Below are 14,775 nucleotides of genomic sequence, written 5' to 3'. Positions count from 1 at the left end.
AAAATTACACCCTCGACTTCGCTTTGTCATTGCAAGCTCCTTAGTATGAATTGCGCCGGAAGTTGATGAATTATCGCGTCTACTCTGTATTGCCACGACCGATAGACTTCCGACGCTGATGTATGTCTCAACCCGATACTTATCAGGAGTCATGACATGGCAGATGTCCCCTCTATCGATCCGAGCACGTCCAACAACAGCGCCGATTCCGCGATCGGCCAGCTGCAAGCCGTTTTCGATCAGGCCATCGAAAAATCGGCAGAAATCACCAAGGTCACGACCGAGAAGAAGACCATGCTGGACGCAACCAAACAGCGCCCGCAGAACTGATATCGGTCTGTCGCGGGCCCGCTACGGCCCGCGCCCCCATCCGGCCCCTGCTGCGGGTCTCTCTCGCCAGACCGCCGTGTCGGGCATCTGGCGTGTCCGCGGTGCCCGGCGCTCTGGCGGCGGGTTCCCGGGTGCCGGATGGTGCCAATCAATGGCCGTTCGGGGGGATTTTCGGTCATGCCCTGACACGATCAGCCTGATCGCCCCCGAACGCCGCCTTTCTCGTACCTCGCGCGAGAATGCGTATGAGCATCGTCGACTCCTCCGATAGCGCCGCGACGGCGGATGCCGTCATGACGCTGACAGTCACTACCGGCCTGCATCGCGGCGCCGTCATCGCGCTGCGCGAGCCGGTCTGCCGTATCGGCAGCGCCGACAACGCCGATGTCTGGCTCGGCGATGCCGGGCTGGCGCCCGAGCATCTGTTGCTCAGGTTTCATGGCCGCCAACTGGCGGTCGAAGCCGTGGGCGGCGATATCGTCGTCAACGGCCATCGAGTCACGCAGGGGACCGGGCTGCGCTGCAGCGCGCCAGCGACACTGCATTTCGGCGAGGTCGCACTGACGCTGACGCGCCCGGCCACGCCTTCGCTGCTGAGTGCCCTGCCGCGCCTGCCGGCATTCCCGCCGCGCTTCAGACGCTCGCTCAACCGTGCCGCTCCCGTGACCGCACTACTCGTCACGCTGGGCGTGCTGGGGCTTTACGAGTTCATCGACGTCAACCAGGCCGGTGCCAACATCGGTAGCACCGCACCACACGCCGAGCCCGCAAGCGCCAACGCCCCCATCGACGCACAGGCCATTGCCGGCGCCCGGCAGTTGGCCGAGAACGTGGCCGCGTCGCCCGCCCAGGCACTGCGTGCGCATCTCGCCGCGGCCGGCCTGAATGCCATCACGCTCAGCCAGCACGACCGCTACCTGAGCGTGTCGGGGCATTACACGCCGGGGCAGCGCACAGCCTGGGAGGAGACGCAGCGCTGGTTCGACCAACGCTTCGGCAGCCGCCACGTACTGCTCAACGCGGTGGAGCCGCAGCCCGCCACCCGCCCGCCCGAGCTGCGGCTCAGCGCCGTGTGGCTGGGTGACAACCCCTATCTGATCGATCACCGCGGCCAGCGGCTCTATCCCGGCGCGGCCCTGCCCTCGGGCTGGGTCGTCTCCTCCATCGACGCCCAGCGCGTCCTGCTCCGTCATGGCGACGAGCAGTACGCCCTGACGCTGTAGCCACAGCGCGATGGAGACGACGTCATGAGAATCGGCGACCGGGAGATGCCTGACGCGGGCCGGCGCCTCACGCCCGGCACGTCGGAGGTGCCAGCGCCGCGCGAGCGACAGACGCCGGCCGATGGTGACTTCACTCACGCTGTCGACCTCGCTCAGCAGCGACGTGGTCAGCGCCCGGCGCTGCGCCAGCAGCTGGCAGCCCTGGCCAGCCCGGTGCCCAGCGATCCGGCCAGCTTCTCGCCTGCGCGCAGCCTCGACCTGCTCCAACACGTCGTCGACAGCGTCCTGCCACGCCTCGATGCCGACGCCGCCACCCTGGCCGATGCCGCGACGATCCTCGGCGAAGAGATCGCCTGGCGGCAGGCGTGGGAAAACCGCCTCCACGCCCCGCTCGCCGGCGAACGCGCAACCGACGGCGACACCCCGGAGGAGAGATCATGAGCCAGCGCGACGATCGCGACGCCGCCGATCTGCTCCACCTCATCGGCCATCTCTATCTGCAGAGCGGCCAGACCCAGCGCGGGCTGGTGCTGTTGCTCATCGCCCAGCGCCTGGCCCCGGATCACAGCGGCCTGCTGCATGCGCTGTGCCAAGGGTTCCTGGCCAGCGGCCAGGGGCAGCGCGCGCTGCACACGATCGCGCGGCTCGAAGCCCAGGCCGGGGAGTCTGCCGACCCCGCGCTGGCGCTGCTGAAGGGGCGGGCCCAGACCCTCGTGGGCGCCCCCGAGCTGGCGCGGCGGAGCTACCGCGACTATCTCGCCCGTCGGGCGAGCGCCGACAGAACGACACCGCATACCGATGCCGGAGGTGAGACATGATGCCCCTGCTCGCGCGGCTCAACCGCCTGGCACAGCGCGCCGCCCAGCGCAGCGACGTGATCATCGCCGCCTTCATGGTGCTGGCAGTGGTGATGATGATCATTCCGCTGCCCACCGCCCTGGTCGACGCACTGATCGGCATCAACATCGGCTTCAGCCTGCTGGTCCTGGTGGTCGCCTTCTATATCTCCCACCCGGTGGAGTTCTCCTCGCTGCCACCGATCATCCTCCTCGCCACGCTCTTCCGCCTGGCGCTGTCGATCACCACTACGCGACTGATTCTGCTCGACGCCGACGCCGGCCAGATCGTCGCCGCCTTCGGCAACTTCGTCATCGCCGGCGAAGTGGTCATCGGCATGGTGGTGTTTCTGATCATCACCGTGGCGCAGTTCCTGGTGATCACCAAGGGCTCGGAGCGGGTGGCCGAGGTCGCCGCGCGCTTCACCCTCGATGCCATGCCCGGCAAGCAGATGAGCATCGACAACGATCTGCGCAACGGCGATATCGACACCCAGGAGGCGCGCCGGCGGCGCTCGCGCCTGGAAAGCGAGAGCCAGCTCTACGGCGCGATGGATGGCGCCATGAAGTTCGTCAAGGGCGATGCCATCGCCGGGCTGGTGATCCTCTTCGTCAACCTGATCGGGGGCTTGCTGATCGGCATGCTGCAGCACGACATGGCCTTCAACGATGCCGTCGAGACCTACTCGCTGCTCACCGTCGGCGACGGCCTGATCGCGCAGATTCCGGCACTGTTAATCTCGATCGGCGCCGGTACCGTGGTGACCCGCGTCAGCTCCGACAATGCCAGCGACCTGGGCAGCGAGATCGTCGGCCAGCTCGGCAGCAACGCCAAGGCGCTGGGGCTGACTGCCGCCGTACTCTTCTGCGCCGCCTTCGTCCCCGGTTTCGCCACCGGCGTGTTTCTCGCCCTCGCCGCCCTGCTCGGTGGCGCAGCGTTCTATCTGCGCCGGCGTCAGCGGCGTGCGGCGGCCAGCGAGGCGCCATCCGCCGAGGCCGCGTCTCCCCATTCCCCGTCCACCAACGATCTCTCCACCCATGACCCGTCGACCCGCGCAGCCTCCGCGGTCACCGACCCAGCCGCGGCCCAGTCGCCCCAGGCGGAGGGCCAATCCGCGGCGTTCGCCATGGCCGATGACGACCCGCGCCAGCATCGCGTCATGCTCGGCCTGAGTGCCCCGCTGGCCGACACCTTGCCGCTCGCCCTGCTGCGCGAGGCGCTGCAGCACGCCACCCAGCGCGTCGAGCGTGACCTGGGAATCGCCCTGCCCGCGCCGGGCCTGCGCATCGAACCCACGCTGGAAGCCGGGCGCTTCACCATCGAGCTGGATGATGTCCCGGTGCTCGCCGGCGAACTGCCGCCAGCGGCGCTGCTGCTCGATGACGACCCCAGTCTGCTTGCGGTGGTCGAGCTCACCGCCACTCCGCGACCGGCGCTGGTAGGACGTGGCCAGTGGCAGTGGCTCGCCGATACCGGCGCGGACGCCCTCGACGCCGCAGGCATCCGCTACCTCACGCCGGCGCAGGTGCTGGCGCGCTGCCTCGAATCGGTGTTCGCGCGCTATGCCGGCGAGTTCCTGGGCATTCAGGAAGCGCGCACGCTGCTGTCTGAGATGGAGAGCCACTACGCCGAGCTGGTGAATGAAGCCGTGCGGGTCGTGTCGCTGCAGAAGATGGCCGACATCCTGCGCCGACTGGTCGGCGAGGGCGTGCCGGTACGCGCCCTGCGCGCCATCCTGGAGGCGATGGTGGCCAGCGGCGGGCAGGAGTCCAACGCCGCCCGGCTCGCCGATCACATTCGCGTCGCCCTGGCACGTCAGATCTGCCACCGCCATGCCCGCCACGACCGGGTACTACCGGCCTGGGTCGCGACGCGGCCGCTGGAAGAAGCGCTGCGCAGTGCCCAGCGCCACACCGAGGCGCCGGCCGCGCGGGGCGGGCTGCCGTCCCCCTTGTCGCGCGCGCTGAGCGCCTGGTTCGAACAGCATCTGGACGCGCTGGACGGCGAGCTCAAGCCGGTCGTGGTCATCGCCCATGACGTGCGCGCGACGCTGCAGCAGTGGGTCAGGCAACAGGAGCTGGGGCTGGCGGTGGTCGCCTGGCAGGAGATCGCCCCGGAGTTCCAGCTGCAGGCCATCGCCCAGATTCGCCTGGCCAAGCCGAGTGCTCGGCGCGAGGCGGAAACATCGGCCCGGGCAGAGTGACGCCATGAGCTTCACGCCAGCGCCATTGACACCGGCACGACGCACGACGCACGACGCGAAACGCATGACACATAACGACAACCAGATCGAGGGAGTTTGGCCATGGGAGATATCACATGATCGGGTGGCGGCAGACGTCATGACTTCGACCGCGAGACGTTTCCCGCTGGCTCAGTGGCCCGCTCACCCGGCACGGCTCGCTGCGGCGCTGCTCCTGCTGTGTGCGCTGTGCCTTGGCCTGTCCAACGCGGCCCGGGGTGAGGTAACGGTGGATGCCGGCGGCCGGGGGCTGGATCTCGAGACCGGCCAGGGCCGTATTCTGCGCTTCGAGCGCGAGATCGCCTCGGTACTGGTCGCCAACCCCGAAGTCGCCGATGTCCAGGTCGTCTCGCCCGGGGTGATCTATCTGTTCGGCAAGCGCGCCGGTGATACCAACCTGATCGCGCTCGATGCCGAGGATCGCAGCCAGGCCTCGTTGCGCCTGCGGGTGCGCGACGGTGCCGAAAGCGCCCGCGAGACGCTGCGCGGCAGCGGTGGCGAGGCGCAGATTCACCTGCGCATGGCCGGCGACCGACTCGTCGCCGAGGGCCAGCAGCGCTCCCTCGACAGCGCCATGGCGACCCGCTCCACCCTCGATGCGGTGGCGCCGGATGGCGCCAGTCTGGACCGCACGACCTATGCCGGTGCCAACCAGATCAATATTCGCGTGCGCTTCGCCGAAGTCGCCCGGGACGAGCTGCTGCGCTACGGCATCAGTTGGAATGCGCTGATCAACAACGGCTCGTTCTCGTTCGGTGTGCTCACCAGCAATATCGCCAGCAGCCCCAGCGCCGAGGGTGTCGATGGCCTGCTGCAGGCGCTGCAGCAGAACAACCTGCTGCAGATCCTGGCCGAGCCCAATATCACCACGGTCTCGGGTCAGACCGCGAGCTTCCTGGCCGGCGGCGAGATTCCGATCCCGGTACCGGTCAACCGCGACCTGGTCGGCATTCAGTACAAACAGTACGGGGTCTCGCTGCTGAGCACACCGACACTGCTGCCCAACGGTCGGATCTCGATGGAGGTGCGTCCCGAGGTGAGCAGCATTGCCAGCGAGAACGTGCAGATCGCCGGCTACGACGTGCCCTCGCTGCAGGTGCGCCGCGCCGACACCGTGGTCGAGGTCGGCAGCGGTCAGACCTTCGCCATCGCCGGACTGTTCCAGCGCCAGGCCTCCAACCAGCTCGAGCGCATCCCGGTACTCGGCGACATCCCGATCCTCGGTCAGCTGTTCCGCTCGCGCCGCTTCCAGCGCAACGAGACCGAACTGGTGATCCTGATCACGCCCTATCTGGTCGCCCCCGCCTCGGCCCCGGCACCGCGCACGCCGCTCGACCAGGCGCGGGTGGCGAGCGCACCGCGCCTCGCTGACGACCGCGCCCAGCATGCTCGCTCAGCCGGCGTCGACGATCCGTTCGGGTTTTATCTGCAATGAGGCGCGCCATGCTGACAATCCCACGTACGGCCGCGCACAAGGTCGGCCAAATGACGCCGCCGCCGGCGACAGCCGCGACGCTGCTGACGCTGGCGCTGCTCGCCGGCTGTCAGTCGTCGCTGGGCCCGATGAGCTGGACCAGCGGCTATCGCGAGGTAACGCTCGCCACGCCCGACGGCCAGGGCACGACGACGCGCACGCTGGCGAATCTGTGTCAGAGCGACCCCGAGCAATCGGGGCTGATCCCCCTGCCACCCGGCTGCGCCAACGACCTCAACCTGCAGCTGATGGTGGTCGACCCGAGCGATCTGACCCGTGGCAAGACGATGGGCCCAGCGCGGGCGGCGCCGCTGGCGGCCGCGGCCAGCCAGCGGCTCGACAACCGCGAGCGCGCCAACGAACGGCGCGCCAGGCTCGAAAACGAGGCGCGCCAGGCGATGGGCGACAGCGCGACCACCGATGGCCTCTAGACGCCCCCGGCCATCACACAGGCCGCGGGTCTTAGCCCGCGGCCGCCTGAGCCAGCTTCAGCGCACGGGCCCGCGCCGCGGGGGTGGGCAGCGCCGCGATGCGCTGCGCCTGGGCGATCAGGCGCGTGCGTTCGGCCGCACGCATATCGGGAATCGCGAGCTGCTCGGCCGTGTCAGCACGCCCGGCCAGCACCAGTACCAGCAGAGCATTGCGGTAGTGGCGCGGCTCTGCCAGCGGCGAGTCGACGATCTGACGGATACCGTCGCTGGCGCGCTCGGCATCGCCGGCAAGGGCCTGCGCCAGGGCCAGGTTGGTGCGTACGTCGAGATCGTTCGGCGCCAGCGTGGCAGCCCGCGCGAAGGCCTCGACCGCCGCCTCGCTCTGCCCGGCCAGCGCGCGTGCGGCCCCCAGGCGGCTCCAGGCCGCGACACTGTTCAACTCCGGTGCGGCCGGGGTCAGGCTCTTCAGCGCCGCCTCCGGCTCGCCCAGGCGCAGTTGGGCAGTGCCCAGACCGAGCAGTGCCGGCGCCAGCGTGATCTCCTCGCGCAGGGCACCACGAAAGGCCTCGGCGGCGCCGGCGGTGTCACCGCTCGCCAACCGCGCGTTGCCGAGCTTGACCCGAACGTCGGCACCGTCATCGCCCTGGTCGATCGCCCGCGCGTAGAGCTCAGCGGCAGTGGCCGGGTCGCCGCGCTGGGCAAGCGTATCGGCGAGGGGGATCAAGCGCCCGGAGGCATCGCTCGGCGCCGAGGTGGGCGTCCCGGCGCAGGCGGTGAGCGCGAGGATGAGCACCACGGTGCCCAGCATACGGGCCAGCACGGGTGTCGAGGAGAGGGTCGATGACGACATGCAGCCAGGGCTCCAACGATCGCGGAAGAAGAGCCACAGCCTACCCGAGATTGGCGCTGCTTGGGCAGCGGCGGCGGCCTGCACTGGGCGTGGCGCTGCCGAGCGTAGCGCTGCTGGTCGTGGCCCTGGCGCTGCTGGTTGCGGCACCGGTGCGCGCCGCCGACGCCCCCTGGGCCGGACGCGACTACCGCTACGTGGTGATCCAGCAGGACGTGCGCGAGGTGCTCGAGGAGTTCGGCCGCAATCTGTCACTGCCGGTGGCCGTGAGCGATGCCGTCACCGGCGAGGTCAACGGCGACATCGACGCCACCCGGGCCGGCGACTTTCTGCGTCAGGTGTGCGCCGCCAATGGTCTGGCCTGGTTCTACGACGGCTATGTGTTGCACGTGGCCACCCGCGGCGAACTGAGCCAGCGCCTGTTCGATCTCGACGGTGTCGACCGCGAGCGGCTGCTGGCCGCCCTCGCGCGCAGCGAGATCGGCGCACCGCTCGACGCGACCCTGATCGACGACGGCGCACGCCTTGAAGTCTCCGGCCCACCGGCCTGGATCACCAGCGTGGCGCGGGCCTCGAGGGGCTGCGTCGGCCGGCCCCGCCGGCAGGCCCCAGCGGCGGCGTCAAGATCTACCGCGGCAGCGTGGCGACGCCGCCGGCGACGAGCAAGTGAAGTACCCCGGCGGCTACGGCCAACGGGCAGGCGTGCAGCGGCGATGTCGGCCGCCGACACGCGCCATGACGACGATCCACGACAGGAGAAGCCAGATGGCAATCGACGCCATAGATAGCACCAACGCCAGCGGCGGGACACCGAGTTCGCCCTCCTTCGATGACGCCCTCGATCAGGCCGAGATCCAGGATGCCATGGTCAAGGGCATGGTCCAGGTCGGCGGGCAGCTGATTCTAATGCCGATGATGAAGGAGATGCTCGGCGAGGCGATGTCCGGCGGCGAGGGCTGAGCCAGCGCTGCCGCGGCTGGCCAGGTCTCGGCCTGGCCAGCCACTCACGCTGCCGACGACGATCGCGGCGCTCCCTTCAACCCATGCGTCAGGCACGCTTGCCACCGGCCGGCGTGCCGCGCACAGAGGTGACCCATGACACCGGTGACTCCCCCCGGCGCCGGCACGCCCATGCCGCTGCCGACGCCCGACACCCAGATGCGCGAGTCGCAGAATCTGTTCGAGCACATGGCGAACCTGGCTGGCCAGCCAGCGCAGGGCCCTAGCCCCGGCCAGCTGGGCAGTGATCTGCTCGACAACCTCGATGGCTTCATCGAACGCGTCAACGCTTTCTCGCGTGATGCCCAGGTGCCCGCCGCGGCCCCCGAGCGCCTGGCCTCGACGCTGCCGGGGGATGCCCCAGCCAGCGTGACCCAGGCCACCGCACCCGGCGATGCCGGCGACACGCCCTCGGCACTCGACGACGACAGCGTGACCCGGGTCGCCGACACCCTGGCCCGGGTGTTCGATCACTCGATCGAGACCACCATGGTCGTGCGTGGCGCGACCCAGGTTTCGGGCTCGGCCAATACGCTGCTGCGGGGTCAATGACGCTTGCGCTACGAATCGCTGCTCCCCTGTTCATTCACCGCCGCCCTGCGCCGCACGGGCCGATGGCTGCTGCTGATCGCCTTGGCGCTGCTGCTGCAGGCGTGCGACACCGAGCTCTACACCCATCTCGACGAACGCGAGGCCAACGTGATCGTGGCCACGCTGGCGCGCCACGGCATCGCCGCCCAGCGGCACGCGGAAGAGTCGGGGCAGATGACGGTCAGTGTCGACGAGAGCCGTTTCGCCGATGCCGTGGCCATCCTCGACCGCGCGGGGCTGCCGACGCGCCAGTTCGCCAACCTCGGTGAGGTGTTCAAGGGCAACGGCCTGGTCTCCTCGCCGGTGCAGGAGCGCGCCCAGATGATCTACGCCCTGAGCCAGGAGCTCTCCCACACCGTGTCGCAGATCGATGGCGTGCTCTCGGCGCGGGTCCATGTGGTGCTGCCGGACAACGACCTGCTGAAGCGCAACAGCACGCCCTCGTCGGCGTCGGTCTTCGTGCGCTACCTGGCCTCGCTGGACATCGATCCGCTGATCCCGCAGATCAAGACGCTGGTCGCCAATGGCATCGCCGGCCTCTCCTACGACAACGTCTCGGTGGTACCGGTCGCCTCGAAGCTCGCCGAAGCGCCGCAGGGCGCGGCCAGCCCGGCGATGGACGCCTTTTGGGGTATCGCCATGCCCGCCACCAGCGCGACCCGGATCGCCTGGCTCGTCGGCGCCCTGGTCGCCGCCCTGATCGCGCTCGCCGCCACGGTGATCTGGCTGGTGTGGCGTCAGCAGCGCCAGCGCCCCTACGTCCTGACTACCCAGGCGACGTCACCCCGCGGCGCGGGGCACGAATCATGACACCAGCGCCCACCCCGGCACCGCCCCTGCCGCCCGACGAGACGCTGCCGGTCACCCTCGGCGAACGCCACTGGCTCGACTGCCTGGATGCCATCGCCGACGACGACCAACTACGCCCATGGCTGGCACAAGCGCGCTTCCGCCAACGCCTGATCGCGCGCCTGAGGGCGCGTCACCGGCTGCCCGCCGCGGCCGAGCTGCCACCACTGGCGCCGGCGGACCGCCGCCTCTCCCGGCTCGACGCGACAGCGCTCGCGACCTGTGCGCGAGCGGCCGGTGTCATCGTGCATGCCGACGCTTTCGCCAGCGCCATCGAGGCCCCGCGGGTCAGCGCGCTCCGGGCACGCTTCGGCGACGCCCTGCATCGGTTGGCACTGCAGCAGCGCAACCAGCCCCGCCCCGAGCCGCAGAGTGCACCGTCTGCGGGCGATCTCGAGACGCTGGCGGCGGCGGTCGAGCGTGACGGCTGGCGCTGCATAGGCGCCTGGTACCACGCCCAGCCGCGCGGCTGGCAAGCCTGGCTCGCGCTGGCCTGGGATACCACACCCGCGGCCGCCTTCACTAACACCACCGACGGCGCCGACGCCCTTCCCCCCGCGGCGCAGCGCGACGCCGCCAGCGCCACCGCGCGACGCGCCGCCGCGGCCCTGGTCGCGGACACCGACGCCACAGCCGACGAGGAGAGACCATGAATACGCTTCCCCGCCGTCCCGGCAAGGTGATTCTGCGCGCTGCCGAAGCGCAGGCGTGGCGCGACGGTTTCGCCTTTCTCGAACGCGCCCGCGAGCAGGCCGACGCACAGGCCTCGGCCACCGCGGCGGCGCGCGAGGCGGGCTATGCCGAGGGGTTCGCCGCCGGCCGCGACGACGGCGAGCGCCAGGCGGCGGCACTGCTCGCCTCCACCCAGGCCGACGTCGCGCGCTACCTGGCCGATATGGAGCCGGCGCTGGCCCAGCTCTGCCTCGATCTGGTGCAACGCATCCTGAACGAGTACGACGACGCCGAACGCATCGCCAGCAGCGTGCGCCGTGCCCTCGGCGAGTGGCATCAATCCCAGCGTCTGCGCATCCGGGTCGCGCCGTCGCTCGAACGCGAGGTGAGCGAGCGCCTGGCCGCGCGGCCGCCGGCAGGGGTCGACTACCAGGTCGAGGCCGACCCGCAGCTCGACCCGACCCAGTGCCTGCTGGTCAGCCCCGTCGCGGTGATGGATATCGGCCTGGAAGCCCAGCTCGATGCCCTGGCCAGGGCGCTGCATACGCCGACCCGGGAGAACGCATGACCACGTCTCCGCTCGACGGCCTCATGCCGCGTCTCCAGGCACGCCTGGCCGAGGCAGAACCGCGCCGCGCCAACGGTCGCGTCAAGCGCATCCGGGGCCTGCTCATCCACGCCAGCATCGAAGGCGTCGGCATCGGCGAGCTGTGCTATCTGCGCGACCCGGTCAGCGGCCGCCGGGTGGCCGCCGAGGTGATCGGCTTCGAAGAGGAAGATGCGGTGCTCTCGCCGATCGGCGAACTCCATGGCCTCTCGACCCGCAGCGAAGTGATCGCCACCGGGCGCGCCCAGGGCGTGGCGGTCGGCGAGGCGCTGCTGGGTCGCGTCATCAGCCCGCTTGGCGAGTGGCTGGACGCGGCCCCGCCGCCCCGTGGACTGCACGACTACCCGGTTCACGCCGCCCCGCCGCCGCCCCTGACGCGCCAGTTGATCGAGCGGCCGCTGGCGCTGGGGGTGCGCGCCATCGATGCGCTGGCCACCGTCGCCCGCGGCAGCGCGTGGGGCTGTTCGGCGAACCCGGTGTGGGCAAGTCCTCGCTGCTCTCCGCCATCGTGCGCGGTAGCCGCGCCGAGGTGGTCGTGCTCGGCCTGGTCGGCGAGCGCGGGCGCGAAGTGCGCGAACTGCTCGAGGGCCAGCTCGATGCCGCGGCGCGGGCGCGCACGGTATGCGTCGTCGCCACCTCGGACCGCCCGGCCATCGAGCGCACTCGCGCCGCCCTGGTGGCCACCAGCGTGGCCGAGTACTTCCGCGATCAGGGCCGCGACGTGCTGCTGCTGGTCGATAGCCTCACCCGCTTCGCCCGCGCCCAGCGCGAGATCGGCCTGGCCGCCGGCGAGCCGCCCACCCGCCGCGGCTATCCGCCCTCGCTGTTCGCGGCCCTGCCGCGGCTGCTCGAACGCGCCGGGCCGGGTCTCTCGGGCCAGGGCAGCATCACCGCGCTGTACACGGTGCTCACCGAGGGCGACGCCAGCCTGGACCCGGTGGCCGAGGAAGCCCGCGCCATTCTCGATGGCCATATCGTGCTCAGTGCCGAACTCGCCCGCCGCGACCATTTCCCGGCGATCGACGTGCTCGCCAGCCGTAGCCGGCTGATGGACAGCGTCGCCAGCGACGCCCACCGCCGCGACGCCGCCAAGGTGCGCGACCTGCTGGCCCGCTATCAGGAAGTCGAGCTGCTGCTGCAGGTCGGCGAGTACCGCGAGGGCAGCGACGCCGCCACCGACGAGGCGATCCGCAAGCATGCCGAGATCGAGGCGTTCCTGCGTCAGCCGCAGGGAGAGACGGCCACCTTCGACGACACCCTCGACCGCCTGGGAGCCCTGGCCCGATGACGACCCGACACACCCTCGACCGTCTTCTTGCACTGCGCCGCCAGCGCACCCGCCTGGCCGAACGCGAACTGGCCACCGAGCGGGCACGCTGCCGTGACCTGGCGCGCGAGACCCAGCGCTTCGACAGCGCACGCCAGCGCCTGGCACACACGGCGCAGCAGCAGGAGCAGACGCACTTCGATGCTGCCGCGGGGCGCCCGCTGAGCGCCGCCGAGACCCTGGCCTGGCAGCAGAGCCGGGCCGAACAGGCCGCGCTGCAGGCGGCCCTGGCCCAGCGCCAGCAGCTCTGCCAGCAGGCCGCCCGCCTGGCCCAGCAGCGGGAGCAGACGCGGCGTGGCGAGTGGGCCCGCTGCCGCCAGCGTCAGCAGGCGCTGGCACAGTTGCAGGCGGACCAGCAGCGGCGTGACGCGCGCGCGGCCGAGTCTCTGGCCGAGCTGGAGCACGAAGAGGGCCACGGCAACCGGGAGCCACGCCCATGAACTCTCCGCCGCGTATCGACCCTGACGCGCTCGCCTCCCGGCTGCCCCACGTCGCCCCGCACACGCTGACGCTGCACAACGCCCTGCACCGCCCACGCCAGGCGCTGACGCTGCCCGCCCGCCCGGGGTCGAGCGCCGAGCCGGCGCGGCTAGGCCTGCTCGGCGATCAAGCCGACATCCCCCGCGAGATCGCCTGCCCGCTGCATATCGGCGACGAGACGCTGGTCGTGACGACGAGCTGGCGCGCGCTGGAAGCGCTCGGCGCCCATCCCGGCCGCCGCCGGTCGCTGGCGAGCGTCGATGCCGAATTGGCCGCGCTATGGCTGGAAGCGCTGTGGCAGCCCTGGCTGGCGCCGCTGGAAGCGGCACTCGACTGTGACATCCGCCTCGCCCCGCTGGCGCCCCCCGCCTCGGCCATGGATGCTCCCCAGGGCGAGGCCGGTGACGCGCCGCGCGGCGCCAACCACGCAGGGGGCACAAGCACGACCCATGGCGTGACGCTGGCGCTGGCGTACACCCTCGACGCCACCACCTATCCGCTGGCGCTGACGCTGAGCGCGTCCCTGGCCGAGCGCCTGCGCCCGCTGTTCGAGGCGCGCTTTCCGCCCTGCCCCGCACCGGCGCGGGCGGTCCCCATGGCGGCCAACGTCAATGCCGGCCGGCAGTGGCTGACCCTCGCCGAGTGGCGCTCGCTAGGACCCGGCGACGTGGTCCTGCTCGAGCCCCCCTACGCCGAACCGGACACGCTCGAATTCACGGTCGTAGACCGTTGCGCCGCCGCCACCCTGACCGCCGAGGGCGTGCGTCTGCTGACGCCGCCACGCATCCCCGCGGGTGGCTATCCGGCCGCCCACCCCGCTCCCCGCCAACGAGACCAGGACATTGCCGTAATGACCCAACCGCCTGTGGATAGCCCCCGCGACGACAACGCCCCGCAAACGGGTGTGGATAACTTCGACAGCCTGGCGGTCACGCTCACCTGCGAAGTGGGACGCCTGACCCTGACCCTGGGCGAGCTGCGCGAGCTGGGCCAGGGCAGCGTACTGCCGCTGGCACGCCGACCCGAGCGGGCGGTCGATCTGATGGTCAACGGCCAGCGTATGGGCCAGGGTCGCCTGGTGATGATCGGCGAAGACCTCGGCGTGCAGATCGAGCGTCTGGCGCTCGATACACGGTCGACCGATACCCAGTCGCCCGATACCCAGTCGCCCGATACTCAGGCGTTCGGCACCCGGGCGCCCGACGCATGACCGAGTTCCAGCCCAATCTAATCGCGATCATCATCGTCGTCGCCACCATCGGCCTGGTGCCGCTGGCGGTGGTGACGATGACCGGCTTCCTCAAGATTTCGGTGGTGCTGTTTCTGATCCGCAACGCCCTGGGCGTACAGCAGACCCCGCCCAATCTGGTGCTCTACGGCATCGCGCTGATTCTGACGGTGTATATCACCACGCCACTGATCGGCGAGATGGCCCACCGCTTCGAAGCGCATCAGGCCGGGCTGGGCAGCATCACCGAGATCAAGGAGGCCGGGGAGGCGCTACGCGAACCGCTCAAGGACTACCTCTCGCGCTACGCCAACGAGCACGAGCGGGCGTTCTTCATCGACGCCACACGCAGCCTGTGGTCGGAGGAGGCGCGCCGCGAGCTGCGCGACGACGACCTGATCGTGCTGATCCCCGCGTTCGTCAGTTCCGAGCTGACCCGCGCCTTCGAGATCGGCTTTCTGCTCTACATCCCGTTTCTGATCATCGACCTGATCGTCTCCAACGTGCTGATGGCGATGGGCATGATGATGGTCTCGCCGACCCTGATCTCGATTCCGTTGAAGATCTTCCTGTTCGTCGCCGTGGATGGCTGGTCGCGGCTGATGCACGGGCTCATTCTCAGCTATGGCGGAGGCTGA

At 70.3% G+C, this 14,775-nt stretch carries 19 protein-coding genes and 1 pseudogene; 18 read left to right on the top strand and 2 right to left on the bottom strand.

Annotated elements, in window-relative coordinates; all coding sequences use genetic code 11:
* Positions 1-156 precede the first annotated feature (156 nt).
* The 7 genes from CN538_RS20285 to CN538_RS08280 all read left to right on the top strand — a co-directional run bounded on the left by CN538_RS20285 (position 157) and on the right by CN538_RS08280 (position 6,537).
* Complete coding sequence (locus CN538_RS20285; protein ID WP_164999539.1) at positions 157-330, top strand: hypothetical protein; 174 nt, start codon at positions 157-159, stop codon at positions 328-330.
* A 245-nt stretch (positions 331-575) separates the two neighbouring features.
* The gene (locus tag CN538_RS08305; protein ID WP_164999538.1) at positions 576-1,553 is read left to right on the top strand and encodes a SctD/MshK family protein; all 978 of its coding nucleotides are present in this window, start codon (positions 576-578) and stop codon (positions 1,551-1,553) included.
* A gap of 24 nt (positions 1,554-1,577) precedes the next feature.
* Positions 1,578-1,994 carry a hypothetical protein gene (locus CN538_RS08300; protein WP_106419130.1) on the top strand — a complete coding sequence of 139 codons (417 nt, stop codon included), beginning with the start codon at positions 1,578-1,580 and terminating at the stop codon, positions 1,992-1,994.
* A complete protein-coding gene (locus CN538_RS08295; RefSeq protein ID WP_106419129.1) occupies positions 1,991-2,371 on the top strand; it encodes a tetratricopeptide repeat protein in 381 nt (126 codons plus the stop codon). The genes CN538_RS08300 and CN538_RS08295 overlap by 4 nt, the downstream gene beginning before the upstream one ends.
* Positions 2,368-4,593 carry a type III secretion system export apparatus subunit SctV gene (gene sctV / locus CN538_RS08290; RefSeq protein WP_207233684.1) on the top strand — a complete coding sequence of 742 codons (2,226 nt, stop codon included), beginning with the start codon at positions 2,368-2,370 and terminating at the stop codon, positions 4,591-4,593. The genes CN538_RS08295 and sctV overlap by 4 nt, the downstream gene beginning before the upstream one ends.
* A 139-nt stretch (positions 4,594-4,732) precedes the next feature.
* Positions 4,733-6,067, top strand: coding sequence for a type II and III secretion system protein family protein (locus CN538_RS08285; RefSeq protein ID WP_106419128.1), 1,335 nt, complete (start codon positions 4,733-4,735; stop codon positions 6,065-6,067).
* An 8-nt stretch (positions 6,068-6,075) separates the two neighbouring features.
* The gene (locus CN538_RS08280; RefSeq protein ID WP_106419127.1) at positions 6,076-6,537 is read left to right on the top strand and encodes a hypothetical protein; all 462 of its coding nucleotides are present in this window, start codon (positions 6,076-6,078) and stop codon (positions 6,535-6,537) included.
* A 31-nt stretch (positions 6,538-6,568) separates the two neighbouring features.
* Here CN538_RS08280 and CN538_RS08275 read toward each other — a convergent pair whose 3' ends face one another.
* Positions 6,569-7,387 (bottom strand): tetratricopeptide repeat protein, encoded by an 819-nt coding sequence (locus tag CN538_RS08275; RefSeq protein WP_207233683.1) that lies wholly within the window; start codon positions 7,385-7,387, stop codon positions 6,569-6,571.
* Here CN538_RS08275 and CN538_RS08270 point away from each other — a divergent pair.
* From CN538_RS08270 to CN538_RS22465, 7 genes and pseudogenes are all read left to right on the top strand, one after another.
* Complete coding sequence (locus tag CN538_RS08270) at positions 7,378-8,172, top strand: hypothetical protein (RefSeq protein WP_129591325.1); 795 nt, start codon at positions 7,378-7,380, stop codon at positions 8,170-8,172. The two genes, CN538_RS08275 and CN538_RS08270, sit on opposite strands and share 10 nt — an antisense overlap.
* Positions 8,150-8,344 carry a hypothetical protein gene (locus CN538_RS08265; RefSeq protein WP_106419124.1) on the top strand — a complete coding sequence of 65 codons (195 nt, stop codon included), beginning with the start codon at positions 8,150-8,152 and terminating at the stop codon, positions 8,342-8,344. Before CN538_RS08270 ends, CN538_RS08265 begins: the two co-directional genes overlap by 23 nt.
* Positions 8,345-8,479: 135 nt before the next feature.
* Positions 8,480-8,935 (top strand): hypothetical protein, encoded by a 456-nt coding sequence (locus CN538_RS08260; RefSeq protein WP_207233682.1) that lies wholly within the window; start codon positions 8,480-8,482, stop codon positions 8,933-8,935.
* A gap of 3 nt (positions 8,936-8,938) precedes the next feature.
* Positions 8,939-9,784 carry a type III secretion system inner membrane ring lipoprotein SctJ gene (gene sctJ / locus CN538_RS08255; protein ID WP_207233681.1) on the top strand — a complete coding sequence of 282 codons (846 nt, stop codon included), beginning with the start codon at positions 8,939-8,941 and terminating at the stop codon, positions 9,782-9,784.
* On the top strand, positions 9,781-10,476 hold the full coding sequence (locus CN538_RS08250) for a hypothetical protein (protein ID WP_106419123.1): 696 nt from the start codon (positions 9,781-9,783) through the stop codon (positions 10,474-10,476). Before sctJ ends, CN538_RS08250 begins: the two co-directional genes overlap by 4 nt.
* On the top strand, positions 10,473-11,063 hold the full coding sequence (gene sctL, locus CN538_RS08245) for a type III secretion system stator protein SctL (protein WP_106419122.1): 591 nt from the start codon (positions 10,473-10,475) through the stop codon (positions 11,061-11,063). The genes CN538_RS08250 and sctL overlap by 4 nt, the downstream gene beginning before the upstream one ends.
* Positions 11,060-11,281: pseudogene (locus CN538_RS22465) on the top strand (EscN/YscN/HrcN family type III secretion system ATPase); the annotation flags it as partial. The gene sctL and the pseudogene CN538_RS22465, both read left to right, overlap by 4 nt.
* On the opposite strand, the gene CN538_RS22460 reads toward CN538_RS22465, so the two are convergent.
* The gene (locus CN538_RS22460) at positions 11,209-11,388 is read right to left on the bottom strand and encodes a hypothetical protein (RefSeq protein ID WP_242495680.1); all 180 of its coding nucleotides are present in this window, start codon (positions 11,386-11,388) and stop codon (positions 11,209-11,211) included. The pseudogene CN538_RS22465 and the gene CN538_RS22460 sit on opposite strands and share 73 nt — an antisense overlap.
* Before the next feature lie 168 nt (positions 11,389-11,556).
* On the opposite strand from CN538_RS22460, the gene CN538_RS22455 reads away from it, so the two are divergent.
* The 4 genes from CN538_RS22455 to sctR are packed head-to-tail and all read left to right on the top strand — an operon-like array spanning position 11,557 to position 14,775.
* The gene (locus CN538_RS22455; protein WP_242495679.1) at positions 11,557-12,390 is read left to right on the top strand and encodes a FliI/YscN family ATPase; all 834 of its coding nucleotides are present in this window, start codon (positions 11,557-11,559) and stop codon (positions 12,388-12,390) included.
* Positions 12,387-12,869 (top strand): hypothetical protein, encoded by a 483-nt coding sequence (locus CN538_RS08235; protein ID WP_106419121.1) that lies wholly within the window; start codon positions 12,387-12,389, stop codon positions 12,867-12,869. Before CN538_RS22455 ends, CN538_RS08235 begins: the two co-directional genes overlap by 4 nt.
* Positions 12,866-14,119 carry a type III secretion system cytoplasmic ring protein SctQ gene (gene sctQ, locus CN538_RS08230; RefSeq protein WP_106419120.1) on the top strand — a complete coding sequence of 418 codons (1,254 nt, stop codon included), beginning with the start codon at positions 12,866-12,868 and terminating at the stop codon, positions 14,117-14,119. Before CN538_RS08235 ends, sctQ begins: the two co-directional genes overlap by 4 nt.
* On the top strand, positions 14,116-14,775 hold the full coding sequence (sctR, locus tag CN538_RS08225) for a type III secretion system export apparatus subunit SctR (protein ID WP_035473026.1): 660 nt from the start codon (positions 14,116-14,118) through the stop codon (positions 14,773-14,775). Before sctQ ends, sctR begins: the two co-directional genes overlap by 4 nt.

Source organism: Salinicola tamaricis, from assembly GCF_003006155.1.
GTDB lineage: Bacteria > Pseudomonadota > Gammaproteobacteria > Pseudomonadales > Halomonadaceae > Salinicola > Salinicola tamaricis.
This window is presented reverse-complemented; position numbering and strand designations above follow the sequence as displayed.

Excerpts from the sequence above, each read along its gene's own strand:
- CN538_RS20285 (WP_164999539.1), top strand. The coding sequence starts at position 157 with ATGGCAGATGTCCCCTCTATCGATCCGAGCACGTCCAACAACAGCGCC.
- CN538_RS08305 (WP_164999538.1), top strand. The coding sequence starts at position 576 with ATGAGCATCGTCGACTCCTCCGATAGCGCCGCGACGGCGGATGCCGTC.
- CN538_RS08300 (WP_106419130.1), top strand. The coding sequence starts at position 1,578 with ATGAGAATCGGCGACCGGGAGATGCCTGACGCGGGCCGGCGCCTCACG.
- CN538_RS08295 (WP_106419129.1), top strand. The coding sequence starts at position 1,991 with ATGAGCCAGCGCGACGATCGCGACGCCGCCGATCTGCTCCACCTCATC.
- sctV (WP_207233684.1), top strand. The coding sequence starts at position 2,368 with ATGATGCCCCTGCTCGCGCGGCTCAACCGCCTGGCACAGCGCGCCGCC.
- CN538_RS08285 (WP_106419128.1), top strand. The coding sequence starts at position 4,733 with ATGACTTCGACCGCGAGACGTTTCCCGCTGGCTCAGTGGCCCGCTCAC.
- CN538_RS08280 (WP_106419127.1), top strand. The coding sequence starts at position 6,076 with ATGCTGACAATCCCACGTACGGCCGCGCACAAGGTCGGCCAAATGACG.
- CN538_RS08270 (WP_129591325.1), top strand. The coding sequence starts at position 7,378 with ATGACGACATGCAGCCAGGGCTCCAACGATCGCGGAAGAAGAGCCACA.
- CN538_RS08275 (WP_207233683.1), bottom strand. The coding sequence starts at position 7,387 with ATGTCGTCATCGACCCTCTCCTCGACACCCGTGCTGGCCCGTATGCTG.
- CN538_RS08265 (WP_106419124.1), top strand. The coding sequence starts at position 8,150 with ATGGCAATCGACGCCATAGATAGCACCAACGCCAGCGGCGGGACACCG.
- CN538_RS08260 (WP_207233682.1), top strand. The coding sequence starts at position 8,480 with ATGACACCGGTGACTCCCCCCGGCGCCGGCACGCCCATGCCGCTGCCG.
- CN538_RS08250 (WP_106419123.1), top strand. The coding sequence starts at position 9,781 with ATGACACCAGCGCCCACCCCGGCACCGCCCCTGCCGCCCGACGAGACG.
- sctL (WP_106419122.1), top strand. The coding sequence starts at position 10,473 with ATGAATACGCTTCCCCGCCGTCCCGGCAAGGTGATTCTGCGCGCTGCC.
- CN538_RS22460 (WP_242495680.1), bottom strand. The coding sequence starts at position 11,388 with ATGACGCGACCCAGCAGCGCCTCGCCGACCGCCACGCCCTGGGCGCGC.
- CN538_RS08235 (WP_106419121.1), top strand. The coding sequence starts at position 12,387 with ATGACGACCCGACACACCCTCGACCGTCTTCTTGCACTGCGCCGCCAG.
- sctQ (WP_106419120.1), top strand. The coding sequence starts at position 12,866 with ATGAACTCTCCGCCGCGTATCGACCCTGACGCGCTCGCCTCCCGGCTG.
- sctR (WP_035473026.1), top strand. The coding sequence starts at position 14,116 with ATGACCGAGTTCCAGCCCAATCTAATCGCGATCATCATCGTCGTCGCC.